25 protein-coding genes and 1 pseudogene are annotated in these 25,086 nt (G+C 70.0%); 10 read left to right on the top strand and 16 right to left on the bottom strand.

The genetic code is table 11. The features are described from left to right. Positions 1 to 82 precede the first annotated feature (82 nt). Together meaB and Q9R13_RS18760 are read right to left on the bottom strand one after the other, a co-directional pair. Positions 83 to 1,054 carry a methylmalonyl Co-A mutase-associated GTPase MeaB gene (gene meaB, locus Q9R13_RS18765; RefSeq protein ID WP_310962692.1) on the bottom strand — a complete coding sequence of 324 codons (972 nt, stop codon included), beginning with the start codon at positions 1,052 to 1,054 and terminating at the stop codon, positions 83 to 85. Between the two features lie 13 nt (positions 1,055 to 1,067). After that, positions 1,068 to 2,258 (bottom strand): acetyl-CoA C-acetyltransferase, encoded by a 1,191-nt coding sequence (locus Q9R13_RS18760; protein ID WP_310962691.1) that lies wholly within the window; start codon positions 2,256 to 2,258, stop codon positions 1,068 to 1,070. Positions 2,259 to 2,438: 180 nt separating this feature from the next. On the opposite strand from Q9R13_RS18760, the gene mce reads away from it, so the two are divergent. The 4 genes from mce to Q9R13_RS18740 all read left to right on the top strand — a co-directional run bounded on the left by mce (position 2,439) and on the right by Q9R13_RS18740 (position 6,973). Beyond that, positions 2,439 to 2,912 (top strand): methylmalonyl-CoA epimerase, encoded by a 474-nt coding sequence (gene mce / locus Q9R13_RS18755; RefSeq protein WP_310962689.1) that lies wholly within the window; start codon positions 2,439 to 2,441, stop codon positions 2,910 to 2,912. A gap of 49 nt (positions 2,913 to 2,961) precedes the next feature. Further along, positions 2,962 to 4,299 carry a crotonyl-CoA carboxylase/reductase gene (gene ccrA, locus Q9R13_RS18750; RefSeq protein WP_310962688.1) on the top strand — a complete coding sequence of 446 codons (1,338 nt, stop codon included), beginning with the start codon at positions 2,962 to 2,964 and terminating at the stop codon, positions 4,297 to 4,299. A gap of 132 nt (positions 4,300 to 4,431) precedes the next feature. Beyond that, entirely contained in the window at positions 4,432 to 5,820 is a 1,389-nt protein-coding gene (locus Q9R13_RS18745) for a coiled-coil domain-containing protein (protein WP_310962687.1), read from the top strand. A 31-nt stretch (positions 5,821 to 5,851) separates the two neighbouring features. Further along, the gene (locus Q9R13_RS18740) at positions 5,852 to 6,973 is read left to right on the top strand and encodes an AI-2E family transporter (protein WP_310962686.1); all 1,122 of its coding nucleotides are present in this window, start codon (positions 5,852 to 5,854) and stop codon (positions 6,971 to 6,973) included. Here Q9R13_RS18740 and Q9R13_RS18735 read toward each other — a convergent pair. Further along, entirely contained in the window at positions 6,951 to 7,928 is a 978-nt protein-coding gene (locus Q9R13_RS18735; RefSeq protein WP_310962684.1) for an EamA family transporter, read from the bottom strand. The two genes, Q9R13_RS18740 and Q9R13_RS18735, sit on opposite strands and share 23 nt — an antisense overlap. 38 nt (positions 7,929 to 7,966) lie before the next feature. On the opposite strand from Q9R13_RS18735, the gene Q9R13_RS18730 reads away from it, so the two are divergent. The 4 genes from Q9R13_RS18730 (at position 7,967) to Q9R13_RS18715 (ending at position 10,957) form a co-directional block, all read left to right on the top strand. Next, positions 7,967 to 8,503 (top strand): CGNR zinc finger domain-containing protein, encoded by a 537-nt coding sequence (locus Q9R13_RS18730; protein WP_310962682.1) that lies wholly within the window; start codon positions 7,967 to 7,969, stop codon positions 8,501 to 8,503. A gap of 78 nt (positions 8,504 to 8,581) precedes the next feature. Then, positions 8,582 to 8,965 carry a pyridoxamine 5'-phosphate oxidase gene (locus Q9R13_RS18725; protein ID WP_310962681.1) on the top strand — a complete coding sequence of 128 codons (384 nt, stop codon included), beginning with the start codon at positions 8,582 to 8,584 and terminating at the stop codon, positions 8,963 to 8,965. Between the two features lie 221 nt (positions 8,966 to 9,186). Next, positions 9,187 to 10,260, top strand: coding sequence for a hypothetical protein (locus Q9R13_RS18720; protein ID WP_310962680.1), 1,074 nt, complete (start codon positions 9,187 to 9,189; stop codon positions 10,258 to 10,260). After that, complete coding sequence (locus Q9R13_RS18715) at positions 10,238 to 10,957, top strand: class F sortase (RefSeq protein WP_310962679.1); 720 nt, start codon at positions 10,238 to 10,240, stop codon at positions 10,955 to 10,957. Before Q9R13_RS18720 ends, Q9R13_RS18715 begins: the two co-directional genes overlap by 23 nt. Here Q9R13_RS18715 and Q9R13_RS18710 read toward each other — a convergent pair. Next, positions 10,921 to 11,517 (bottom strand): TMEM175 family protein, encoded by a 597-nt coding sequence (locus Q9R13_RS18710; protein ID WP_310962678.1) that lies wholly within the window; start codon positions 11,515 to 11,517, stop codon positions 10,921 to 10,923. The two genes, Q9R13_RS18715 and Q9R13_RS18710, sit on opposite strands and share 37 nt — an antisense overlap. A 9-nt stretch (positions 11,518 to 11,526) precedes the next feature. Continuing rightward, on the bottom strand, positions 11,527 to 13,308 hold the full coding sequence (locus Q9R13_RS18705; protein WP_310962677.1) for a 3-hydroxyacyl-CoA dehydrogenase family protein: 1,782 nt from the start codon (positions 13,306 to 13,308) through the stop codon (positions 11,527 to 11,529). A 203-nt stretch (positions 13,309 to 13,511) separates the two neighbouring features. Here Q9R13_RS18705 and nucS point away from each other — a divergent pair, with 203 nt between their 5' ends. Then, the gene (gene nucS, locus Q9R13_RS18700) at positions 13,512 to 14,186 is read left to right on the top strand and encodes an endonuclease NucS (RefSeq protein WP_310962676.1); all 675 of its coding nucleotides are present in this window, start codon (positions 13,512 to 13,514) and stop codon (positions 14,184 to 14,186) included. Positions 14,187 to 14,209: 23 nt separating this feature from the next. Here nucS and Q9R13_RS18695 read toward each other — a convergent pair whose 3' ends face one another. The 7 genes and pseudogenes from Q9R13_RS18695 to murA form a co-directional block, all read right to left on the bottom strand. Continuing rightward, complete coding sequence (locus tag Q9R13_RS18695) at positions 14,210 to 15,322, bottom strand: PAS domain S-box protein (protein WP_310965124.1); 1,113 nt, start codon at positions 15,320 to 15,322, stop codon at positions 14,210 to 14,212. Between the two features lie 122 nt (positions 15,323 to 15,444). Beyond that, positions 15,445 to 15,900 (bottom strand): cobalamin B12-binding domain-containing protein, encoded by a 456-nt coding sequence (locus Q9R13_RS20370; protein ID WP_310965123.1) that lies wholly within the window; start codon positions 15,898 to 15,900, stop codon positions 15,445 to 15,447. Between the two features lie 102 nt (positions 15,901 to 16,002). Beyond that, positions 16,003 to 16,641 (bottom strand): annotated as a pseudogene (locus Q9R13_RS20365) (methylmalonyl-CoA mutase family protein); the annotation flags it as partial. 170 nt (positions 16,642 to 16,811) lie between these two features. Continuing rightward, positions 16,812 to 18,206, bottom strand: coding sequence for an IS1380 family transposase (locus tag Q9R13_RS18680; RefSeq protein WP_310965057.1), 1,395 nt, complete (start codon positions 18,204 to 18,206; stop codon positions 16,812 to 16,814). 78 nt (positions 18,207 to 18,284) lie between these two features. Further along, positions 18,285 to 19,196, bottom strand: coding sequence for a methylmalonyl-CoA mutase family protein (locus Q9R13_RS18675; protein ID WP_310962675.1), 912 nt, complete (start codon positions 19,194 to 19,196; stop codon positions 18,285 to 18,287). Positions 19,197 to 19,254: 58 nt separating this feature from the next. Then, positions 19,255 to 19,560 (bottom strand): STAS domain-containing protein, encoded by a 306-nt coding sequence (locus Q9R13_RS18670; protein WP_310962674.1) that lies wholly within the window; start codon positions 19,558 to 19,560, stop codon positions 19,255 to 19,257. Between the two features lie 130 nt (positions 19,561 to 19,690). Next, entirely contained in the window at positions 19,691 to 20,974 is a 1,284-nt protein-coding gene (gene murA, locus Q9R13_RS18665) for a UDP-N-acetylglucosamine 1-carboxyvinyltransferase (RefSeq protein WP_310962673.1), read from the bottom strand. Between the two features lie 36 nt (positions 20,975 to 21,010). Here murA and Q9R13_RS18660 point away from each other — a divergent pair, with 36 nt between their 5' ends. After that, positions 21,011 to 21,583 carry a cob(I)yrinic acid a,c-diamide adenosyltransferase gene (locus Q9R13_RS18660; RefSeq protein WP_310962672.1) on the top strand — a complete coding sequence of 191 codons (573 nt, stop codon included), beginning with the start codon at positions 21,011 to 21,013 and terminating at the stop codon, positions 21,581 to 21,583. A gap of 7 nt (positions 21,584 to 21,590) precedes the next feature. Here the strand turns inward: Q9R13_RS18660 and Q9R13_RS18655 are convergent, their stop codons facing one another. The 4 genes from Q9R13_RS18655 to atpD form a co-directional block, all read right to left on the bottom strand. Beyond that, a complete protein-coding gene (locus Q9R13_RS18655) occupies positions 21,591 to 22,748 on the bottom strand; it encodes an MFS transporter (protein WP_310962671.1) in 1,158 nt (385 codons plus the stop codon). Continuing rightward, positions 22,745 to 23,191, bottom strand: a complete 447-nt coding sequence (locus tag Q9R13_RS18650) for a DUF2550 domain-containing protein (protein WP_310962670.1) — start codon at positions 23,189 to 23,191, stop codon at positions 22,745 to 22,747. The genes Q9R13_RS18655 and Q9R13_RS18650 overlap by 4 nt, the downstream gene beginning before the upstream one ends. Before the next feature lie 27 nt (positions 23,192 to 23,218). Continuing rightward, positions 23,219 to 23,548 (bottom strand): F0F1 ATP synthase subunit epsilon, encoded by a 330-nt coding sequence (locus Q9R13_RS18645; RefSeq protein ID WP_310962669.1) that lies wholly within the window; start codon positions 23,546 to 23,548, stop codon positions 23,219 to 23,221. A 76-nt stretch (positions 23,549 to 23,624) separates the two neighbouring features. Continuing rightward, positions 23,625 to 25,085: a F0F1 ATP synthase subunit beta gene (gene atpD, locus Q9R13_RS18640; RefSeq protein ID WP_310962668.1), complete on the bottom strand. Its 1,461-nt coding sequence runs from the start codon at positions 25,083 to 25,085 to the stop codon at positions 23,625 to 23,627. Between the last annotated feature and the right edge of the window lies 1 nt (position 25,086).

Genomic DNA, 25,086 nt, shown 5'->3' with positions numbered 1-25,086 from the left:
CCACTCCCACGAGTGGCCCGAGACGTCACAGCAGCCACATGTGTAACACAGCCGCGGACGGTCACCAGGGAGGCGCGCGGTATCAGTGCGGGGTCGCTGCCAGCAGCTCGTCCGCGGCCGCGTAGGGGTCGAGCGTGCCGGCGACGACCCTCTCGGCGAGCTCGTCGAGCTCGGTGCGCTCGTGCACGTCACGCCACTGCTCGCGCAGCGAGGTCACCGCGATGGCCTCCACCTCGTCGCGGGCACGGCGCGTACGGCGGACCTGGAGCTGACCGGAGTCGGCCAGCCATCCCCGGTGCCTCTCGATGGCGGTGGCGACCTCGTCCACGCCCTCACCGGTGTGGGCGACCGTCTTGATGATGTCGGGCTTCCAGGCGCCCTCGGCGCGCTCGGCCAGGGCGAGCATCGAGCGCAGCTCCCGGCGTACCTGGTCGGCGCCGTCCCGGTCGGACTTGTTGATCACGTAGAGGTCGCCGATCTCCAGGATGCCGGCCTTCGCGGCCTGGATGCCGTCGCCCATGCCTGGCGCGAGAAGCACCAGCGTGGTGTCGGCCATCCCGGCGATCTCGACCTCGCTCTGACCCACGCCGACCGTCTCGACGAGGATCACGTCGCACCCCGCCGCGTCGAGGACCCGGAGGGCCTGGGGAGCGGCCCAGCTCAGGCCGCCCAGATGTCCGCGGGAGGCCATCGACCGGATGTAGACCTCACGGTCCAGCGCGTGGTCCTGCATCCGGATCCGGTCGCCGAGCAGGGCCCCGCCCGAGAACGGTGAGGACGGATCGACCGCGAGCACGCCGACCCGCTTGCCCTCGTTGCGCAGCGCTGCCACCAGGGCGTTGGTCGATGTCGACTTCCCCACTCCCGGAGACCCGGTGATGCCGACGATGTGTGCCCGACCGGCGTGGGGCGCGAGCGCGGCCATCACCTCACGCAGGTCCGGTGAGGCGTCCTCAACGAGGGAGATCAGCCGGGCAACCGAACGAGCGTCCCCGGCCCTGGCCCTCTCGACCAGTCCGGGGACGTCCGGGGAACCGCGTCGGCCCTTCGACAAGCTCGGTGGCCGCTCAGGCCTGCGGGACGCGGACCAGCAGCGCGTCGCCCTGGCCGCCACCGCCGCAGAGCGCGGCCGCGCCGAGGCCGCCGCCGCGACGCTTGAGCTCGAGCGCGAGGTGCAACACGATCCGGGCGCCGGACATGCCGACCGGGTGGCCGAGCGCGATCGCGCCACCGTTGACGTTGACGACATCGTCGGAGATGCCCAGCTCGCGGGCGGACTCGATGCCGACGGCGGCGAAGGCCTCGTTGAGCTCGAAGAGGTCGATGTCGGAGATCTCGACGCCCTCCTTCGCCGCGGCCTTCCGGATCGCGTTGGCAGGCTGGGCCTGCAGCGTCGAGTCGGGGCCGGCGACCTGGCCGGAGGCGCCGATCTCGGCGAGCCAGGTGAGTCCGAGCTCCTCGGCCTTGGCCTTGCTCATCACCACCACGGCGCAGGCGCCGTCGGAGATCTGGGAGGACGAGCCGGCGGTGATGGTGCCGTCCTTGGAGAACGCCGGGCGCAGCTTGGACAGCGACTCGACGGTGGTGTCGCCCCGCACCCCCTCGTCAGCGGTCACCACGATCGGGTCGCCCTTCCGCTGCGGGATGGACACCGGCACGATCTCGTCGTCGAAGACGCCGTTCTTGGCGGCCTCCGCGGCGCGCTGGTGGGACTGCGCCGAGAAGGCGTCCTGCTCCTCGCGGGTGAGGTTGTCCACGTTCGCGTTGCGCGCCTCGGTCAGCCCGCCCATCGCCTGGGTGGTGAACTGGTCGTACAGCGCGTCATAGGCCATCGAGTCGACCAGCGTGGTGTCGCCGTACTTGATCCCCTCGCGCGACTTCGGCAGCAGGTGGGGAGCGTTGGTCATCGACTCCATCCCGCCGGCGACGACGATCTCGTGCTCGCCCGCGCGGATCAGCTGGTCGGCCAGCGCGATGGCGTTCATCCCCGAGAGGCACACCTTGTTGATCGTCAGCGAGGGGACGTCCATCGGGATGCCGCCCTTGACCGCGGCCTGGCGCGCGGTGATCTGGCCGGCACCGGCCTGGATCACGTGGCCCATGATCACGTAGTCGACCTGGTCGCCCGAGACGCCTGCCCTCTCGAGCGCGCCCTTGATGGCGACCCCGCCGAGGTCGGCGGCGGACAGCGACTTGAGCCCGCCGAGGAGGCGACCGATCGGGGTGCGGGCACCGGCGACGATGACGGATCCGGACATGATGTGACTCCTTCGAGGCGGAACGTGATGTCCACGTGGACGGCGGCGCCGAGTGGGCAGCGCCCCGGTTCCGACACTACCCAGAGTCCCGCCGCCGGAGCAGGGGGGTCCGCGGACCGGTTGTGTCGACCGTGTCACACCGCGTTGAGGCGATCTCTCCCGCTCGGGGAGGATGAGCCCATGACCTCAGCCCCCCTGGACATCCCCGAGCACCTGTTCGTCTGCATCGACCACGTCGGCGTCGCCGTACCCGACCTCGACGAGGCGAAGCGGCTCTACACCGAGACCTTCGGCATGGTGGTGGTGCACGAGGAGGTCAACGAGGAGCAGGGCGTCCACGAGGCGATGGTCCAGATCAACGCGGCGGGCGGTGACACCGCATCGCAGTGCATCCAGCTCCTCGCGCCACTGAACGAGGAGTCCACGATCGCCAAGTTCCTGGACCGCTCCGGGCCGGGCCTGCAGCAGCTGGCCTACCGGGTCGTCGACGTCGAGCAGGTCTCCGCGGTGCTGCGCGAGCGCGGCGTCCGGCTGCTGTACGACGAGCCGCGACGCGGTACGGCGGGCAGCCGGATCAACTTCGTCCACCCCAAGGACGCCGGCGGCGTGCTCGTCGAGCTGGTCCAGCCTGCGAGCCAGCCGACCGCACATTGATCTACCGACCGGTAACCTCGTAGCAGCCTTCACCCACAGGAGACCCTTCATGCAGCAGATCCTCGACGCCATCGTCAACGACGCCTCCAGCGAGGACTTCGCGGCCCTCGAGGTGCCCGAGTCCTACCGCGCGGCCTTCGTGAAGAAGGACGAGGTCGACCTCTTCGAGGGGCAGACCAGCAAGGACAAGGACCCCCGCAAGTCACTGCACGTCGACGAGGTTCCGGTCCCCGAGCTGGGGCCGGGCGAGGCGCTGGTCGCGGTGATGGCCAGCGCGATCAACTACAACACGGTCTGGACCTCGATCTTCGAGCCGATGCCCACCTTCGGCTTCCTCGAGCGCTACGGGCGCACCTCCCCGCTGGCCAAGCGCCACGACCTGCCCTACCACGTGGTCGGCTCCGACCTCGCGGGCGTGGTGCTCGCCACCGGCATCGGCGTGCACAACTGGAAGCCGGGCGACCGCGTCGTCGCGCACTGCCTCTCGGTGGAGCTCGAGCACCCGGACGGGCACAACGACACCATGCTCGACCCGGAACAGCGGATCTGGGGCTTCGAGACCAACTTCGGTGGTCTCGCCGACGTCGCCCTGGTCAAGGCCAACCAGCTGATGCCCAAGCCGGAGCACCTCACCTGGGAGGAGGCCGCCTCGCCCGGCCTGGTCAACTGCACGGCCTACCGCCAGCTGGTCAGCAAGAACGGCGGCGACATGAAGCAGGGCGACAACGTGCTGATCTGGGGCGCCTCCGGCGGCCTGGGCGGGTTCGCCACCCAGTACGCCCTCAACGGCGGCGCCACCCCGATCTGCGTGGTCTCCAGTGAGGACAAGGCGGAGATCTGCCGCAAGATGGGCGCCGAGCTGATCATCAACCGCCGTGAGGAGGACTACCGGTTCTGGAACGACGAGGGCACCCAGCAGAATCCCAAGGAGTGGAAGCGCTTCGGTGCCAAGATCCGTGAGCTGACCGGCGGCGAGGACATCGACATCGTCTTCGAGCACCCCGGGCGCGAGACCTTCGGCGCGAGCGTGTTCGTCACCCGCAAGGGCGGCACGATCACCACCTGCGCCTCGACGAGCGGCTTCATGCACGAGTACGACAACCGCTACCTGTGGATGAGCCTCAAGCGGATCATCAGCTCGCACTTCGCCAACTACCGCGAGTCGTGGGAGGCCAACCGGCTGATCTCCAAGGGCATGATCCACCCGACCCTGTCCCGCACCTACCGCCTCGACGAGGTCGGCCAGGCCACCCTCGACGTCCACCAGAACAAGCACCAGGGCAAGGTCGGCGTGCTCTGCCTCGCCCCCGAGGAGGGCATGGGCGTGCGGAACCACGAGCTCCGTGAGCAGCACCTCGACAAGATCAACGTCTTCCGCGGGGTCTGATCCCCCGCGCACTGCTGAAAGCGGCCGCCCGGCGGCGCGAATCGCCCTTGTCCACAAGGGAAATCGTGTCGCGGGGCGGCCGCTGCCGTGTCTTGACGGCAATCGCCACCACCCATCGGGAACACTGGTCACATGAGCGACGACCAGGGCCTTTCCATCTTCGAAGACGCGACCGACCAGACCGAGGCGAAGTCCGCGGCTCCAGGCCCGAACCCCACGGCGCAGGGCCAGCAGCGGCCCGCCCAGCAGGCGACCCAGCAGGCGACCCAGCAGCCGGTCCAGGCGCCGGGCGTGCCCCGGCAGCCCACCGACGACGAGCCGACGCAGGTGATCCCGAGGGTCCAGTCGGAGCCCGCGAAGCCGGCCCGAGTGCTGCCTCCGCCCGTGGAGCCCACCCCGACCCGCGCCAGTACGCCGGCCGCCCGCCCGGCCTCGCCGCGCCCCGCCACGTCGACCGCCACGTCGAGCACGCCCTCGGCCGCGGCCCCCACCGCCGTGTCGTCAGCGGCCTCGACAGCGCCCGTCGCACCCCTTCCCCAGCTGCCCACCGCCCGGCGGGGCGGCTACGACAAGGACGCCGTCGACAGGCACCTGCGCACGACCCACGCCGAGCGGGCTGGCCTGACCGCCAGCCTGACCGAGGCCCAGGAGCGGATCCGCCGGCTCGAGGCCGAGGCGGCGACGCTCAAGGAGAAGCTCGCCGAGAACGAGCGGCCGTCGTACGCCGGCCTCGGCGGTCGCGCCAGCGAGCTGCTCCGACTTGCCGAGGAGGAGGCCGACGAGGTGCTTGCCGAGGCGAATGCCCAGGCAGCCCAGATCCGCGCCCAGGCCGTCAAGGACGCTGCCGCCACGAAGGCTCAGGCCGAGAGTGACGCCGAGGACATGCGGGTGGTGCAGCTCGGCGAGCTCGACGACCACCGCAGCCGGACGATGGCCGAGCTCGAGGGCGAGCGCAAGCGCTTGCTCTCCGAGGCCGAGGACACCCTCGCCGCAGCCAAGCGCGAGGCCGACCAGCACCGGCTGGCCGCCCAGCAGGAGACCAACGCGCAGCGCACCGCCGCGGCCCGGGAGGCCGAGCAGGCTCGCGCCGCCGCCGACCGCGAGGTCGCCGAGGCGCGCCGGGTGCTCTCCCTGGAGAAGGAGCGGCTGACCCGCGAGGCGGCCGAGCACCACAGCACGGCGATGGCGGAGACCGAGCGGCTGGTCCGCGAGGCGGAGGAGCGCGCCAACGCCGCCGAGGAGCGCGCCCGACAGGCCACCGGCGCCGCCAACGCGCACCGCGAGCAGGTCACCAACGAGGCCGACCAGCTGTTGGTCCGGGCCCGCCGGGAGGCCGAGCAGCTGGTCGCGTCGGCCAAGAAGCAGGCGGAGGCGATCCGCAGCAGCGGGCACGCCGACTCCGAGCGCGAGCTCGCCGCGATCAAGGCCGAGGTCGATCGGCTCACCAAGCGCCGCGACGCCATCACCGCACAGCTCGGCGCCCTGCGCGACGTGGTCGCCGGGTTCGGTGACGACGACTGACCGGCAGCGCGACGGAGTAGGTTCTGCGGGCATGACGCCCGACGCGCCCCACACTCTCGCGGACCAGCCCGAGGAGGCCGCCGCCGCGCCTCCGCCGGAGCCGCCCTTCGGCAGGCCGGGCCCGCCCTTGGAGCACACGCCCTTCTATGTGGGCCTCCTCGGTGGGCTGGGCCTGGCACTGGCGATCTGGCTGGCGACCCGGGTGATGATCGTCAGCTCCTCGCTGATCCTCATCGTGGTCGCCTTCTTCATCGCGGTCGGACTCAGCCCCGCTGTGGAGTTCTTCATCCGGCACGGGCTCAAGCGGGCGTGGGCGCTGATCGTGGTGATCTGCTGCGTGCTCGCGGCGATCGCTCTGTTCTCGGTCGCGATCGTGCCGGTGATCAGTGACCAGGTGGGCACTATCACCTCGAACGCACCGGCCTGGCTGGACCAGCTCGAGCACAACAAGCTGATCCTGCGGCTCAACGAGAAGTACGACCTGATCGGCAAGCTCAAGGACTACATCAGCTCCGGACACCTGTGGACGAGCCTGTTCGGCGGCGCCATCAACGTGGGGCTGAAGATCCTCGGGCTGCTGGCCAGCACCTTCGTGGTCGTCGTGCTGACGCTCTACTTCCTCGCCTCACTGGACACGATCAAGCGGGCCGCCTACAGCCTGGCGCCCGCCTCGCGTCGCCCGCGGGTCAGCCGCCTGGGTGACGAGATCCTGCGCGGGGTCGGCGGGTACGTGTCGGGCGCCTTCATGGTGGCGATGTGTGCCGGCATCAGCACCTTGATCTTCCTGTTCATCGTCGGCATGGGTCAGTACGCCGTCGCCCTGGCCGTGGTGGTCGCGTTGCTCGACGTCATCCCGATGATCGGGGCGACCCTGGGAGCCGTGATCGTGTGCGCGATCGGCTTCGCGACCGATGTGAAGATCGGCATCGCCTGCGTGATCTTCTACATCGTCTACCAGCAGATCGAGAACTACCTCATCTACCCGAAGGTGATGTCCCGCTCCGTGGAGATCCCGGGCTCGGTGACGGTGATCGCCGCCCTGATCGGCGCCGGGCTCCTCGGTGTGGTCGGCGCCCTGTTGGCGATCCCGACCGCCGCGGCGATCCTGCTGCTGGTGCGCGAGGTCTTCATCAAGCGGCAGGACGCCCGCTGAGGGACGCCTTCGGTGAGGTCGGGGCCGAGGTCGGCTCCGCCAGCTTGACCAGGACGACGCCTGCCACCACCAGCGCGCCGCCGGCCAGCTGGACGGTCCGCGGCACCTGGTCGAGCAACAGCCAGGCGAAGACCAGGGCCGCCAGCACCTCGCTCAGCGCGACGAACGAGGCAAGCCGCGAGCCGAGCCGGCGCCCTGCCGCGATGCCGGTCGTGTAGGCGAGTGCGGCGGTGACCAGGCCGAGCGCGAGCACCGGCAGCCACCAGGGCACCGCGCGGCCGGCGTACGTCGGAGAGACGGAGGCGACCGCCATCGGGAGGACCCCGACCGCAGCGGCCACGAGCAGCGCCACCGCGGCGACGCAGAGCCCACCAGCGGCGAGCACCAGCGGTGGGAGGCCGTTCGTCTCGTCGGCCGACACGACGAAATAGGTCGCTGCGCCGACCATCGCGCCCAGCGCCCACAGCGCGCCGACCAGGTTGACGTCGGCCCCCGAGACCAGGTCGAGGACCAGGACCAGCCCGACCGCCGCGACACCCGCACCAGCGAGCATCAGCACGCCGGGGCGCTCACCACGTCGCAGCCACAGCCACGCCACCACGGCCACCGGCGCGGTGTACTCGATCAGCAGGGCCACCCCCACCTGCAGGTGCGCCACGGCGTAGAAGTAGCACAGCTGCGCCCCGGCGACGGCGAGCAGGCCGTAGCCGACCAACGTCGGAAGGTTGCGTGCGAGCAGGCTCCAGCGACCATCCAGGGCGCGCAGCGCGGGCCAGAGCAGCACCCCCGCGGCGAGCAGGATCCGCACCGAGACCGCTGCCCCGGGACTCCACCCGGCGACGATCAGGCCACTGGCCAGTGCGCCGGAAAGGCCGAACGACACCGCAGACAGCAGCGCCAGAGCGAGTCCGCCGGCAGCGCTCCGGCGCCTCACGTCATGTGCCACTGCCGTCATGACTCATGACGCTACGGCTGCGCTGGTAATCTGTCAACATGACTTTTGCTCATGACACGGCCGTTGCGCTCACGGCTGCCGTCGCACTGGTCAACTCGGCGGTAGAGCCGGACACACTCACCCGCATCATCGACCTCGACGCGTTCTTCGCCGAGCACGACTACACCGGCTCCCACGCCCGGGACCGGGCCGAGCTTGACGAGGTGCGAGCACTGCGGGGGCCGCTCCGCGCGCTGCTCACCAGTGAGCGGGACGCCGCGGTCGACCAGGTCAACCAGATGTTGGCCGAGGCCCACGCCATCCCGAGGCTGGTGCGCCACGGCGGCCACGACTGGCACGTGCACGCCGTCGCGCAGGAGGCTCCCCTGGCGCAACGGATCCTCGTGGAGACGGCGATGGCGATGGTCGACGTGATCCGGGCCGACGAGCTGTCCCGTCTGGCCGTCTGCGCCGATCCCGACTGTGACGGCCTGGTCCTCGATCTCTCCCGGAACCGCTCTCGGAAGTTCTGCTCGGTCACCTGCGGCAACCGCAACGCCGTCGCGGCCTACCGCGCCCGGCAGGCGGCCGGCTGACCGTTCCGCACGCGGCGGGTGCACGCGGACCGGATCGGGCCACCGGCGCCGGACCGCGCGAGACGTACGCTGGGGCCCATGAGCATCCCGGTGGACCCGCAGCGGCTCGCGGAGGCGCTCGGCGACTTCGACGGTGGCTATCTGCTGAGCACGTCGGGCGACGGTCGGGTCAAGGTCGTCGCCGTCGAACCGAGAGTCGATCCGGACTCAGGTGCGCGGCTTCTGGTGGACCGCCCCGGCAAGGGATCCGCGGCGAACGTCGCAGCCAACCGGGCGGTGACGCTGCTCTTCCCCCCGCGCGCGCACCACGGCTACTCACTCATCGCCGACGGGAGTGCCGACGGGGATGCCGACCGGATGGCGGTGACTGTGTCCGGCGCAGTGCTGCACCGTCCGAGCAGCCACGCCGACGGACCGGTTCCGGCCGACGGCTGCGGGCAGGACTGCCAGCGACTCGGCTGACCGCCGTACCACCGGCCGCGGCGTGATGGCGGGCCACAGGAGGTGGGCGTAAGCATTTCGAGGCCCGACGTGTCCGACAGTCCGGTTGCCGCAAATTCCTCGCAAAACAGGTGTCATGGCTCGAGCAGGGGGTACGGACGGGCACCGAATGAGGCCGGGGAGGGAACTCACTCGCAGCCCACCGTGACCAAGAGGCCACGTCATTCGAAGGAGCCCGTCCCATGCCCAGTCCGACGATGTTCCGGCGACCCCTGACGACGCTGCCACCGCTGCTCGTCCTGGCCGTCGGCGTCCTCCTCCCGACGTCCGCACTGGCGACCCCGCCGCACCCGGTGCCGCCCGCCCATAGCCACGCCGGCGGCAACGCAAGGTCGCACGCGGCCGCAGCGACGACGCATAAGCCCCACCACGCCCACCCGGTGCACCCCACGCACCCGGCACACCCCACGCACCCGGCGCAGGGAACCGTCCCAGCAGCCGCGAACGGCCACCACGGCCACCCGACGACAGGCACTACCAGTCAGCCCACGAGGCAGCCGGCCACACACACCCATGCCGCGACCGGTGCGGGTAGCCCTCCGGGCAACAACGGCACGGTGAAGATCAAGGGCATCGGCGACCTCGGCACGATCCCGAACAACGTCCCGCACCCGGGCTGCGCGTTCGAGGTGATGTGGTACGGCTTCGACAAGGGTTCCGACGTGATCTCGACTGTCACCTTCACGATGCAGGCGCCCACCCGCGACGTCGGTCTGACGGTCCATGGGGATCGCACGGTCTTCGTCGGCGGTGACCCCGCCACCGGAGCCGGTACGCCGACCGGACTCGACGGGACGGCGACGTACCAACTCGCCTTCGCCGGCGCGCCGGCCAAGCAGGGCTACCACGTCCGCCTCACGGTGCACACGCCACACTCCCTGGGCAACGACACCAAGACGAAGGTCTTCTGGGTCAGCTCGTGCACGGCGGCGGCGTCCCCGACGTCCACGAGCGCGAGCTCGCACGCCGCCGGCACGACGGTGCACCAGGGCGGCGCGAGCGGGCACGAGAGCGGCCAGCGAGCAACCGGATCCGACACCGCCGCGAGCACCGCTGCGCGCGCCCCCATGGCGACGACCGCCGGCACCGTCCCGACCGCCGTCGAGGCCGGTGTGTCCCGCGGCGGGACGCCAGGGTTGGTGCACGCCTGGCATGGGGCTGCGCTTCCCGTGCTGCTGGTGCTCCTCGGCATGGGTACGGCGGGGGTGTCGCTCCTCGTGCGGCGTCGGGCCCATGGCACCGGGCCAGGCGCCTGAGCGCAAGGGGCGACCGCCCTCACGCGGCCTGCGTCGGCTCTCCAGCTGGGGAGTCCTGGTGGGGCTCGTGGTGGCGGCCGTCGGGGCGACCTGGTCACTGCACGCCTCGACTCCCCCTAGCGGCACGGCAGTCGCCGAGCACACGACGCAGACGGGCGCTCCGGCCGCCCCTGCGCTCGTGCCCAGGGCCGCGCTGATCGGCCGCTGGCGGCCAGGCGCGCCGCGCCGGGTCGTGATCCCCGCACTCGCGGTCGTCGCCCCCGTGGTCCCGATCCGGGTAGCGGCCGGGACGTTGGTGCCGCCGAGCGACCCCGGAGAGCTGGGCTGGTGGGCCCAGGGTGCGCTGCCGGGCGCGCGTCACGGCACCGCGCTGGTCACCGGTCACACCGTCCACGAAGGGGGCGGCGCGCTGGACCACCTGACCGACCTGCGACCCGGCGACCGGGTGCTCGTCCGCACGGACAAGGGTCGGATCCGCTACGTCGTACGTCGGGTCGCGGTGTACCGAAAGGGGACCTTGGCCGCCCGTGCCCACCGGCTGTTCGACCAGCAGGGGCGCGGCCGGCTACAAGTGGTCACCTGCGGCGACTGGAACGGCACCGTCTACCTGAGCAACGTCGTGGTCACCGCCACGCCGGTCCGCGAGCTGGGGCGCTCGGGTCAGCCGGTCGACCCGCCCCGCTCGGCGGCCAGGTAGCGCTCCACGCGTCGGTCGGGCACCAGCCAGATCATGGCGACCGCGACGTAGCAGACCTCCGCCAGCCAGGGCTCGACGAACGCCAGCCCGATTCCGCTGAGGTAGAAGACCGGGGACAGCTTGCCCTTCCAGTCACCGCCGAGGGCCGAGCGCAGTCGGTCGCCGCCAGTAGTCCGGAAGATCGCCAGCTGCAGGAGGTAGTAGGCCACGGCAGCAGCGAGCAGGTTGACGCCATAGACCACCGCCGGCGTCCGCGCCACGCCGGATTCGTCGACCCAGGCCGTGCTGAACGGGAACAGCGAGAGCCAGAACAGCAGATGCAGGTTCGCCCACAGCACGGCGCCGTCGACGTGCTCGGCCACCTGGAACATGTGGTGGTGGTTCGACCAGTAGATGCCGACGTACACGAAGCTGAGCAGGTAGGTCAGCAGGCCGACGCCGGTCGCGTCCCACAGGGCCTGCACGCTGTCGCCGTGCGGGACGTGGAGCTCCAGCACCATCACGGTGATGATCACCGCGAGGACGCCGTCGCTGAACGCCTCGAGCCGACTGCTGGTCATTCGCGGAGGCTACCGGGTGGAGTAGTCCCGGAATCCGCGCTTGGTCTTGCGGCCCAGGTAGCCGGCCGTGACCAGGTGCTCGAGCAGCGGTGCCGGGGCGAACCCCGGCTCGCGGAACTCCAGGTAGAGCTCCCGCTCGATCGCCAGCGACACGTCGTTGCCGACCACGTCGAGCAACTCGAACGGACCCATCGGCAGCGCACAGCCCTGTTTCATCGCGGTGTCGATGTCGTCGGCTGTGGCGTAGTGGGCCTCGAGCATCTTGATCGCGTCGTTGAGGTAGGGGAAGAGCAGCGCGTTGACGATGAACCCGGCTCGGTCGGTGCATGACACCGCGACCTTGCCGATCGCCGCACACAGCGCCAGCGTGGTCTCCGCGACGTCCTCGGAGGTCGAGACGGTGCTCACCACCTCGACGAGCTTCATGATCGGGGCCGGGTTGAAGAAGTGCATCCCGATGACGTCCTCGGGCCGCTTGGTCACCCGGGCGCACTCGATGATCGGCAGGGACGAGGTCGTGGTCGCCAGGATCGCCCCGTCCTTGCAGATCTCGTCGAGGTTCTCGAACAGCGTGGTCTTGACCTTCAGGTCCTCGGCGATCGCCTCGACGACGATGTCGACGGTGGCGAGGTCGTCCAGGCTTGTGGAGCCGGTCAGCCGGCCGAGCACGTCTCCCTTGGCCGACTCCTCGAGCTTGCCCCGCTGGATGGCCTTGTCCAGGGACCGCTCGATCGTCGTACGGACCCCGTCGACCTTGGCGTCGCTGCGACCGACGTACACCACGTCGTAGCCGCTCTTGGCGAACACCTCGACGATCCCGGTGGCCATGGTGCCGGTGCCGACGACACCGACCTGACGGATCTGGTGGCGAAGCTGGGGCTTGTCGTCGTCCGACGGGGTGTGCGCATCGGCGACGACAACCGGGCTGTCCGGGCCCTCGTAGGTGTAGAAGCCGCGACCGGTCTTGCGACCGAGCATGCCGGCGGTGACCATCTGCTTGAGAATGGGCGTGGGCGCATGCAGGCGGTCACGGCCCTGGCGGTACATCGTCTCGAGGATCTCGTAGGCCGTGTCCAGGCCGATCAGGTCGAGCAGCGCCAGCGGTCCCATCGGGTAGCCGCAGCCGAACCGCATCGCCGCGTCGATGTCCTCACGTGAGGCGTACCGCTGCTCGTACATCGACGCCGCGTGGTTGAGGTAGCCGAACAGCAGGGTGTTGGCAATGAACCCCGCCTTGTCCCCGCACACGACGGGGTTCTTGCCGACCTTCTCCGCGAGCGCCTCGACGTCGGAGAGCACCTCGGGATCGGTGACCACGGTGCGGACCACCTCGACGAGTCCCTGGACGGGCGCCGGGTTGAAGAAGTGCACGCCGATGACCCGTCCGGGGTGCGCGTTGGCCGTCGAGATCTCCGTTACCGAGAGCGACGAGGTGTTGGTGGCCAGGATCGCGTCGGGTCCGACGACCTCCTCCAGCCGGCGGAAGACGTCCTTCTTGGCGTCGATCGACTCCACGATCGCCTCGACGACCAGGTCGGCGCCGGCGAGGTCCTTGAGCTCGGTGCTGAACGAGATCCGACCGAGCAGCGCCTGCTGGTCCGCCTCCGACAGCTTCCCTCGCGCCACGGCGCGGCCGGTGGAGTTCTCCAGGTGCTGCCGCCCGCGGGCGACACCCTCGTCGTTGAGCTCGATGCCCACGACGTCGAAGCCGTTGCGGGCGAACACCTCCGCGATGCCTGCGCCCATGGTGCCCAGGCCGACAACGCCGATCGTCTTGAAGTCACGTGCCATGCGGCGAATCCTGCCATGCCGTGCGGCAGCGCCCGCACCGTGCTCACGAGTCAGACCATCACCGGACGTGCGGGCAGGGCCGCGTCCGCACCGCAGACACTGCCCTGTCGCGCCGTCCGTGAGAGGTTGCGCCCGGAGGGGCTGCCGAGCGCACGCCGCGCAGCCGACTTGGCCCTCCTGGCGGGACCTCTTAGCCTCGTCCCGTGAGACTCGTCGTTGCGCGCTGCCAGGTCGACTACGCCGGCAAGCTCACCGCCCACCTGCCGATGGCCACCCGGTTGCTCGTGCTCAAGGCGGACGGCTCGGTGCTGGTGCACTCGGACGGCGGGTCGTACAAGCCGCTGAACTGGATGAACCCGCCCTGCACGGTCAGGGAGGCCGCCGGCGACGACGGCACCATCGAGTGGACCGTGACCAGCAAGACGGACGACACCCTGCGGATCCTGATCGAGGAGATCTTGCACGACTCGAGCCACGAGCTCGGCGTCGACCCGGGACTGCGCAAGGACGGCGTCGAGAAGCACCTCCAGGAGCTTCTCGCCGACCACCCGGCCACGCTCGCGGACGGACTGACGCTGGTACGGCGGGAGTTCCCCACCCCGATCGGCCCTGTCGACCTGATGTGCCGCGACGCGGCCGGGGCGAGTGTGGCCGTGGAGATCAAGCGACGCGGCGAGATCGACGGCGTCGAGCAGTTGACCCGCTACCTCGAGCTGCTCAACCGTGATCCGCTCCTCAGCCCGGTGCGCGGGATCTTCGCCGCACAGGAGATCAAGCCCCAGGCCCGGGTCCTCGCGGAGGACCGGGGCATCGCTTGCGCGCTGGTTGACTATGACGCCCTCCGCGGCCTGGACGACCCCACCGAGCGACTGTTCTGACCACTCGCCGGGCTGCGCTCAGGTCAGTCCGTGCTGGGCAGGTCGAGCCGGAAGGTGATGCCGCGCCCCTCCGCGTTGTGGGCGACCAGGTTTCCGCCGTGCGCCAGCACGATGCCGCGGGCGATGGACAACCCGAGTCCGGCACCGGGGATCGCCCGCTCGACGGCGTCCTGGGTGCGGAACAGCCGGTCGAAGAGCCGGTCGAGGTCATGCTCATCGACGCCGTGGCCGTCGTCGGTCACCTCGATGAACCCCGTTGTGGCGGTCCGTCCGACGGCGACGGTCACCCGCCCCTGGGCGGCGGTGAACTTCACGGCGTTCGACAGCAGGTTGTCGAGGACCTGGCCGAGTCGACCCTGGTCACCCTCGACCGTGACCGATCCGGTCGGGACCTGCAGATCCAGCACGAGTCCGCGCTCGGTGGCCGCGGGTGCGGCACTCTCGAGCGCATCGCGAGCCAGCTGCACGAGGTCACAGGCCTCGAACTGCATCGACAGCTCCTCGCTGTCCAGCCGGACCAGGGTCAGCAGGTCGTCGACCAGGCGCAGCTCTCGCGCTGCCGAGCGGGTGATCACGTCGAGGAACTCCCGTGCCTGCTGCGGCAGGTCGGGCACCTCCTCCATCAGCTCCGCGTAGCCGATCATGCTGGTCAGCGGCGTTCGGAGCTCGTGGGAGACGCTTGCGAAGAACTCGTCCCTGATCCGGTTGGCGGCGGCCTGGATGCGCACCCGCTCGGTGATGTCCCGCACCGCGGCGGACACGAGCAGCCCCTGGTCGGTCTCGAGCGGCGCCAAGGAGATCTCGACCGGGAACTCGCTGCCGTCCTTGCGCCGGGCGAACAGCTTGCCCGCCAGCCCCATCGGACGGGTGCGCGGCTCCTGGACGTAGCCGCTGCGGAACCGGTGGTGCTCGGCCGCCGAGCGAGTCGGGACGAGCATCTCCACCCGCTGGCCGACGAGCTCCTCGCGGCGGTAGCCGAACAGGTTCTCTGTCTGGGCGTTGACGAGCACGATCCGGCCACTGTGGTCCACGATCACCATGCCGTCCGGCGCAGCCTCGAGCAGGCTGCGGAACAGCGGCGAGTCCTCCATCGTCGCCGGCAACGCCGAAGCGCCGGGCTCGATGGTCTCGTGCATGGTCACGCTCACTCCCGTCGCGTACGAGCAGCGACGCCCTCCCGGCGTACCACGTCCGCGAGGCAAGCGTAGTCGGCACCAGCGGGCGCGACCCGCCCCAAGCGGCGACGACGGATCGCGGTCTAGTCCAGCATCTCCAGGCCGTGGGCGCGCCGGATGGCCCGGACGATGCCGGCCATCGCGTCGGTGAGGCTGAAGTCCTTCGGGGTGAAGACCTCGGCGACGCCCTGCTGCTTGAGGGCCCGGGCGTCGGAGTCGGGGATGATGCCGCCGACGATCACCGGCACGTCGTCGATCCCGGCCTCGGCCATCCTCGCCAGGACGTCGGGCACCAGCTCCATGTGCGAGCCGGAGAGGATCGAGAGCCCGACACAGTGCACGTCCTCGGCGACTGCGGCGGCGACGATCTGCTCGGGAGTCAGCCGGATGCCCTGATAGACGACCTCGAAGCCGGCGTCACGGGCGCGCACGGCCACCTGCTCGGCGCCGTTGGAGTGCCCGTCGAGGCCCGGCTTGCCGACGAGCAGCCGGAGCCGCCCGCCCTCCTTGCCGGCGAGCTCCTCACCGGTGCGCCGCACCTGCTCGCGTACGGCGGCCAACGCGGACCCGGCCACGCCGACCGCCTGCGCGCCCACGGCACCTGAGACGCCCGTGGGGGCCCGGAACTCGCCGAACACCTGTCGAAGCGTGCCGGCCCACTCCCCCGTCGTCGCACCCGCGCGGGCCGCGGCGAGGGTGGCCTGCATCAGGTTCGTGCCGGTCTTCGCCTCCGCGGCGAGCCGCTCCAGTGCCTGGTCGACCTCGGCCTGATCGCGCTCGGCCCTCCATGCCTCCAGACTGGCGAGCGCCTGCCGCTCGGCCTCGGGGTCCGCGGTCTGGATCGCGGTGTCGAGGTCCGCGGTCAGCGGCGACTCCGCAGTGGTCTCGAAGCGGTTGACCCCGACGACGATCTCCTCGCCGTTCTCGATCCGTGCCCGGCGGGTGGCGTGCGAGGAGACCAGCGCTTGCTTCATGTAGCCCGACTCGACCGCTGCGACCGCGCCACCCATCGCCTGCACCCGATCGATCTCGTCCTTGGCATCGGCCACCAGCTGAGCCACCTTCGCCGCGACGACATGGGAGCCGTCGAAGATGTCGTCGTACTCGAGCAGGTCGGACTCGTAGGCGAGCACCTGCTGCAGCCGCAGCGACCATTGCTGGTCCCACGGCCGAGGCAGGCCGAGCGCCTCGTTCCAGGCGGGGAGCTGCACGGCACGCGCCCGAGCGTCCTTGCTCAACGTGACGCCGAGCATCTCGAGGACGATGCGCTGCACGTTGTTCTCCGGCTGAGCCTCAAATCACCGATCTGAGGCGGGTTAGGCGCACTCGGGCCGTTGAGGGGTTGCTGACCAGCCTCTGACGTCGGTGGTCGGGTGGAGGGCAGGAGTGTCCTGCCGGTCTGTCCGGCTTCTCCTGGGTCCTCGGGTCGTGGCGGGCGGGATGCGGGAGGTCAGCCGCTGGCGGCTGGTAGGGCGCGTAGCCGTTCGATGGCAGCGGTGATCAGTGCGGCCCAAGGCCATCGGCGGGGTAGGCGCAGGACAAGTCGTCGCCCGGTGCGGACCAGGCGGCCGGTGACGTTGTAGATCCGGCGGCGGATCTTCTTGGTCATCACCGGTGCGGTGGCCAGGCCGAGCCGGGTTGCCCATCGGGTGAGGTTGTGGGCGATGGTGTTGAGGATCAGCCAGGCTGCGTTCCCGCCGAAGCTCTTGGTCGGGAAGTGGTTCATCGCCATGTCGTGCTTGAGGTCGCGGATAGTGAGCTCGACCTCGGCGTGGCGGCGGTGGTCGGCCTCGATCTCGACGATCTCGCCGGTTCGGTCGGTGATCATCGGGTGGTAGTCGTAGATCGGGAACAGCGCTGGTTGATCGGGGTCCTGGCCGCGGTTGATTGCTTGAGCGTCGGTGAGTGGGGTGCGACGCACGATCAGCCGGACGGGATGGATTTCGCCGCGCTCGGCCAGCAGCTTGCCGCGGGGACCGCTCGCGAACGGGATGAAGGTGAATTCCGCGACCCCGGCTCCGGGCAGGAAGTAGTCGATCGGGGTCCACTCGGATTCGGCGATCGCTGCGATCTTGTCCTTCACAGCGGAGCCGATCATGCGAGCGGTGATGGAGAAGCGCACGTCGTTGTTGCGGCAGGCGGTGACCACATCGGACAGGTAGAACCCCGAGTCGGCGCGGAGCACGATCTCACCGGCCGCGCCCGCGCTGCGGAGTCGGCTGATGGTCTCCTTGATGAACACCGGTGCGCTGGTGGAGTCGCTCGACCGGCCCCGACGCATCCGGGCGTGTGCCACGACGCCGGCGATGTCAGGTGTTCCCGCGATAACGGCGAGCAGCGGGTGATAGCCCCGCAGCCCGGTGCGCATCACGCCGCGAGCACCGTCCTTCTTCAACCCGTAGGTCTCGCAGAGGGTGGAGTCGATGTCGACCGTGACCGACTCGCTGAATCCGGGATGTGCGCCGGCGGTGACGGCGCGGGCGAGCAGGCGCCGAGTCACGGCGTCGAGTTGGCGGGCGTGGCCGAACCCGAACGAGCGTAGGAAGGTGCCGACCGTCGAGGAGGCGGCGACCTTGTGCCCCAGGACCGCGCCAGTGGACCCGGCCCGTAGGGCGTTGACGTCCTCGATGCAGTCCCCACCCGCCAGGAGCGAATGGATCAACGTCAGGCACTTCCGGTCCGGGTTCGCGCCAGCGCTGCCCGGGACGGTGAGGTGTTCACGCAGCAACGGACCGAGCCCGAGCCGGTCCCCCAGGGTGGCCGCGATCAGGAGTCCGGCGTCGGACACGCCGTTCTCATCATCGGCTGTCACCCGGATGCGGTCGAGCGTGCAAGACTTCGTCACCAAGAGGGTGCTCCTTTGAAACTGCTCTGATCAAGGCGTGGTAACCATGATCGTGCAGGTCAGGAGCACCCTCTTCGCTCAGCCGCACCGACCAACGCCGTACGAATCGGTGATTTGAGGCTGAGCCTCGGTCAGGCCGAGCGAGTTGACCTGGACGCCGTACCGGAACCGACGCATCTTCGGGTCCTGCACGCCGTAACGCTCGCGGGTGATCTCGTCCCAGAGCTCGACGAAGGCGCGCATCTTGCACATCTCCTCGACGAACCGCACACCCGCGTTGACGAAGAAGGAGATCCGGCCGACCACCTGCTCGAAGTCATCCGGGGACACCTGACCTGAGTCCTTGACGGCGTCGAGCACCGCGATGGCGGTGCACAGCGCGTAGGCCAGCTCCTGCACCGGCGTCGCGCCCGCCTCCTGCAGGTGGTAGCTGCAGATGTTGATCGGGTTCCACTTGGGGATCTCGTGGACGGTGTAGCTGATCACGTCGCTGATCAGCCGCATCGAGTGCTCCGGCGGGAACACATAGGTGCCTCGGGAGAGGTACTCCTTGATGATGTCGTTCTGGGTGGTGCCGGCGAGCTGGTGGGCGACCTGCTGCTTGTCGACGCCGGGGTTCTGCTCCTCGGCCACCACTTGGTAGAGCGCCAGCAGCCACATCGCGGTCGCGTTGATCGTCATCGAGGTGTTCATCTCGACCAGCGGGATGTCCTGGAACAGTCGGCGCATCTCGCCCAAGTGCATGATGGGTACGCCGACCTTGCCGACCTCGCCGCGACTGAGCGGGCTGTCCGGGTCGTAGCCGGTCTGGGTGGGCAGGTCGAAGGCCACCGAGAGCCCGGTCTGGCCCTTCGACAGGTTGGTGCGGTAGAGCTTGTTGGACTCAGCGGCCGAGGAGTGCCCCGAGTAGGTGCGCATGATCCACGGCCGGGCCTTGGCGGGGCGGTCCGTCCGGTCCTGGCCGTTCTCGCGCTGCTGCTCGGTCGTCATGGGGCGAAGCGTAGGGCGGATCGGCTACCCGGTGGTACGAGGAGTGGGCCGTTTCACGTCAGACCGCGACCTGGTCCTCGAAGTCGATCAGGCCACGCAGGTGGCTCAGGTGCAGCAGTCGGCGCACCACCGGGGAGGCGCCGCGCAGCAGCAGATGGTGCCCGGCGAGCATCGCGCTGCGCGAGGCGACCGCGATCATCCGCAGCGCAGTGAGGTCGACGGCCTCCACGGCGGCGAGGTCGAGGACGACGTCGCCGGGCTCCTCGCGCAGCTGTGCCGCGAGCGCGTCCCTCAGCTCGGAGGTGGTACGTCCGTCAACCTGGCCCACCACCCTCAGGGTGGCTCCTTCGCGCACCAGTTCCATCTGAGTCCTCCCGCGAGCCGAGGGGGAAGTTTGCCCTCGTGGTCACTATGACGCGCTGGTACCCCGAACGGTTGCTGCCACGCGGTCACGAAATGATTTCGATACGTGCACAGCAGCAGCGACTCGTTGATCACTGCCGGCGTACGTCGGCGCCGAGCGAGCAGAGCGCCTCGTCCAGCCTCGGGTAGCCCCGGTCGACGTGATGGCTGCCCGACACGACCGTGGTCCCCTGCGCGGCCAGTCCCGCGAGCACGAGCGCGGCTCCCGCCCGGATGTCATGGGCGTCGACCGGAGCCCCGGAGAGCTCCGGTCGGCCCCGAACCACCGCGTGATGGCCGTCGGTGCGCAGGTCGGCACCGAGGCGGGCGAGCTCCTGGGCGAACATGAAACGCGCCTCGAAGACGTTCTCGGTGATCATCGAGGTCCCGTCGGAGACCGAGGCGAGCGCCATCGCGAACGGCTGCAGATCGGTCGGGAAGCCGGGATAGGGCAGCGTCGACACGTCGAAGGAGCGCAGCCGGCGATCCACCGCCACGGTGAACCCGGCCCTGGTCGTAGACACCGTCGCGCCTGCGTTGGCCAGCTTGTCGAGCACGATGTCGAGATGGTCCGCGTTGCCGCCGTCGATCCGCACCTCGCCGCCACCGATCGCGGCGGCGAAGGCCCAGGTGCCGGCGACGATCCGGTCGGCGACCGTGGTGTGCTCGACCGGGTGCAGCCGCTCGACGCCGGTGATCTCGAGCGTCGAGGAGCCGATGCCCTCGATCCGCGCACCCATCGCCACCAGCATCTGACACAGGTCGCCGATCTCCGGCTCGCGCGCGACGTTGTCGATGAGCGTGCTCCCCTCGGCGAGCACAGCGGCCATCAGGAGGTTCTCGGTCGCACCCACGCTCGGGAAGTCCAGCGCCAGCCGGGCCCCACGAAGCCGGTCGGTCACCTCGGCCACGATCTGGCCGTGCTCGACCCGCACCCGCGCGCCCAGCTCCTCCAACCCGCTCAGGTGCATGTCCAGCCCACGCGAGCCGATCGCGTCGCCGCCGGGCAGCGCCACGCTGGCGTGCCCGCACCGAGCCACCAACGGGCCGAGCACCGCGATGCTGGCGCGCAGCCGGCGCACGAGTTGGTACGGCGCCTTGCTGCCGAGCTCCTCCGGCACCGTGACCCGGCAGCTGCCCGGGTCACCCACGGTCGGACCGCCCGTCACCTCGACGGTGCAGCCGAGCTCACCGAGCAGCTGGCCCATCACCTCGACGTCGAGGATGTCCGGGACGTTGTGCACCGTGCTCGTGCCCGGGGCCAGCAGTGTGGCGGCCATCAGCTTCAGGGCGGAGTTCTTCGCACCGCCGACCACCACGGTGCCGTGCAGCGGGGTGCTCAGCGGACCCTTCGAATCCACCCGGAAGGCGTCCACGGCGCCCACCCTAGTGGCCGCCTCTAGGGTGGACCCATGGTCAACCTGACGCGCATCTACACCCGCACCGGCGATGCCGGCCAGACCAAGCTCGGTGACCTGAGCACCACCACCAAGAACGACCCCCGGCTGCACGCCTACGCCGATGTGGACGAGGCGAACGCCCAGATCGGAGTGGCGATCGCCGGCGGTGGCCTCGACGACGACGTGGCCAAGGTCCTCACCCATGTCCAGAACGACCTCTTCGACGTGGGCGCCGATCTGTGTACCCCCGTCGTACCCGACCCCACGTACCCCCCGCTGCGGATCGAGCAGGACTACGTCGACCGACTCGAGCGCTGGTGCGACCACTACAACGAGCAGCTGCCGAACCTGCGCTCGTTCATCCTCAACGGGGGTACGCCGGCGGCGGCCCAGTTGCACGTCGCGCGCACTGTCGTACGGCGGGCCGAGCGGTCCGCTTGGCTGGCCCACGAGCAGTTCGCCGACACGATGAACGTGCTGGCGATCACCTACCTCAACCGGCTCTCCGACCTGGTCTTCATCCTCGCCCGGCACGCCAACCGCGAGCAGGGCGACGTCCTCTGGGTCCCGGGCGGCGACCGCTGAGCGGTCCTCACACCGTGCGGGCGGGCGGCCGCGGCGCCAGCGCCGGGATGACCAGGAACGCCGGCAGCAGCAGCACCGCCACGATCAGGAGTGCGCGCAGCGTGCCGACCTCGGAGGCGACGAAGCCCAGCAGCGGCGGACCGGCAAGGAACGCGGTGTAGCCGATCGTGGAGACCACGCCGACCCGAGCGGCTGCGTGGGCGTGGTCGTCCGCCGCGGCACTCATCCCGACCGGGAACCCCAACGACGCACCCAGGCCCCACAGCGCGATCCCGGGTACGACGAGCCACGGCGTCGACCCGAACACGGTGAGCAGCACCCCGACCCCCGCCAGCACGATGGTGCCGAACAGCACCGGTACCCGGCCGGCACGGTCCAGGAGGGCCGGTCCGACCATCCGGCCCAGCGTCATCGCACTCACGAACAGCGCGAAGCCGAGGACGGCGACCGACCCGGCGACGTCGTACCCGTCCTTGATCGCCACGGCCAACCAGTCATTGGCGGTGCCCTCGGTCAACGCCATCACCAGCACGACGAGGCCGATCATCAGCGTCCGCGGCTCGCGCCAGGCACCCCGTGAGCCCACCGATGGCTCGGCAGGCCCCTCGGCGGCCGGCAGGAATCGGCTGGCGGCGACCAGGTTCCCGGCGGCGGCCACCACGGCAATGCCGACGAGGTGCGGCGTGACGTCGGGACCGAGGTGCGCCATCAGTGCGCCGAGGCCGGCGCCAGCGACGGTGCCCAGGCTGAACGCGGCGTGGAATCGGGGCATGATCGAGCGGCCCAGTCGACGCTCGACGTCGGCGCCCTCCACGTTCATCGCCACGTCCCACACGCTGGTCCCGATGCCGTAGCAGAACAGGAACGGCACGGTGGCTCGGACCAGCCCCACGCCGGAGACGCCCACCGCGATGCCCACCAGCGCGACGCCCACCGCCACGCAGCCCCCCCGCACGACAGCGGCCGGGCCGAAGCGGTGGACGAGGGCACCGGACAGCGGCAGCGCGAGCACCGAGCCGAGGCTCAGCCCGAGCAGCAGCAGACCCAGCGCCTGGTCGGAGAGCCCCAGGGTGTGCCGGACGTCCGGGATCCTCGAGGCCCACGAGGCGAACGCCAGGCCGTTGAGGAAGAACGAGACTGCCACCGCACGGCGTGCGGTCGTCACCGCCTCCTCGCCGCAGGATCGCTCGGCGGCGCGGCCTCCAGCCAGGATTGGAGCCCGGTCAGCGCGTCCGGGCTCATCGCGAGCTCTACCTGACCACCCGGGACCGCGCAGACCACGATCACGTGTCCGCCGTACAGCGAGAACGACTCGGGGCCGGAGGGCACCCGCTGGGACACGAACTGGAGCTCCGAGCGCTGCCAGCGACGCTTCGGTCGCGGCCAGATGCTGAAGATCCGGAACCACTCCAGGGAGTCGGCGTCGTACCGGCCCAGGCCGAGAACCCAGCCGCGACCGGCCAGCCGCGACCCGGTGTGCACGCTCAGCTCGAAGGTGCCGCCCTCACGCGAGATCCAGCGCCGGCGTACGACGAGCAGCAGGCCGTAGGCAAGGACGACGAGCAGCAGCACACCGGCTGAGTCGGCCAGCCACTGCCATACCGCCATCTATCCCTCGTTCCACCACCGAAGTGGTCAGCCCTCCCCTTGTGCGGCGAGCCGCGCATCGAGGAGCCGTTTGGCCTCCTCGAAGTTGCTCTCGTGTGAGAGCTCGGCGTTCTCGCACAACAATCGCACATGATTGTTGGCCACCGAGATGAAGCCCCCGTCGATGGCGGCGACCCAATGGCCGTCCTGGGCAGTGCGTACGTCGACCTGACCCGGAGCCAGCACCGACAGCACCGGGGTGTGGTCGGCCATCACACCGATCTCACCTTCGACGGTGCTCGCGTTCACCACGGTCGCCTCCCCGGACCACACCTCGCGGTCCGCGGCGACGAGCGACACCTGCATGTTCTTGGCCATCAGCGCTCCTCGCTACGCTCGGGCGCTGCTGCCCAAGAACCCTGGGCGCTCTGCCAATTGGCTCGCTTCGCTCGCATCAGAGGCTCTTCTGGATCTCGTCCCACTTGCGCTCAACGTCGTCCAGACCGCCGCACATGAAGAACGCCTGCTCGGCCACGTGGTCGTACTCGCCGTCGGCGATCTTGTTGAACGCCTCGATGGTGTCGGCGACCGGGACCGTCGAGCCTTCGATGCCGGTGAACTGCTTGGCCACGTAGGTGTTCTGCGAGAGGAACCGCTGGATGCGGCGCGCCCGCGACACGATGATCTTGTCCTCCTCGGACAACTCGTCGACACCGAGGATCGCGATGATGTCCTGCAGCTCCTTGTTGCGCTGCAGGATCTGCTTGATCCGGATCGCGCAGTCGTAGTGCGCCTGCCCGATGTACTGCGCGTCGAGGATCCGCGACGTCGAGGTCAGCGGGTCCACGGCCGGGTAGATGCCCAGCGAGGCGATCTCGCGGGACAGCTCGGTGGTCGCGTCGAGGTGCGCGAACGTGGTGGCCGGCGCCGGGTCGGTGTAGTCGTCCGCGGGCACGTAGATCGCCTGCATCGACGTGATCGAATGACCACGCGTGGAGGTGATCCGCTCCTGGAGCACGCCCATCTCGTCGGCGAGGTTCGGCTGGTAGCCCACCGCGGACGGCATCCGCCCGAGCAGGGTCGACACCTCCGAGCCGGCCTGGGTGAACCGGAAGATGTTGTCGATGAAGAGCAGCACGTCCTGGTTCTGCACGTCGCGGAAGTACTCCGCCATCGTCAACGCGGACAGCGCGACCCGAAGCCGGGTGCCCGGCGGCTCGTCCATCTGGCCGAAGACCAACGCGGTCTGGCCGATGACGCCGGCCTCCTCCATCTCGGCGATGAGGTCGTTGCCCTCACGGGTGCGCTCGCCGACGCCGGCGAACACCGACACACCGCCGTGGTCCTTGGCGACACGCGCGATCATCTCCTGGATCAGCACGGTCTTGCCGACGCCCGCGCCACCGAACAGGCCGATCTTGCCGCCCTGGACGTACGGCGTGAGCAGGTCGATCACCTTGATGCCGGTCTCGAACATCTGGGTCTTCGACTCCAGCTGGTCGAAGGCGGGGGCCTTGCGGTGGATCCCCCAGCGCTCGTTGACCTCGAGCTTCTCGCCCGGCTTGAGGTTCAGGCACTCGCCGAGGGTGTTGAACACGTGCCCGAGAGTCGCGTCGCCCACGGGCACCGTGATCGGCTCGCCGGTGTCGGTCACCTGTGCGCCACGGACCAGACCGTCGGTCGGCTGCAGCGAGATCGCACGGACCATGCCGTCGCCGATGTGCTGAGCGACCTCGAGCGAGAGCAGGTGCTTCTCACCGGTCAGCTCGAACTCGGTCTCGAGCTTGTTGTAGATCCCCGGCATGTGGTCGACCGGGAACTCCACGTCGACCACGGGGCCGATCACCCGGGCGATGCGGCCGGTGCTGTTACCGCCGGCAGCGGCAGCGGTGTTCTCTTCGATGGTGGCAGTCATC

The sequence above is a fragment of the Nocardioides marmorisolisilvae genome (assembly GCF_031656915.1).
Lineage (GTDB): Bacteria > Actinomycetota > Actinomycetes > Propionibacteriales > Nocardioidaceae > Marmoricola > Marmoricola terrisoli.
Note: the sequence above shows the minus strand (reverse complement) of the source record. Positions and strands in the feature narration are given on the sequence as shown.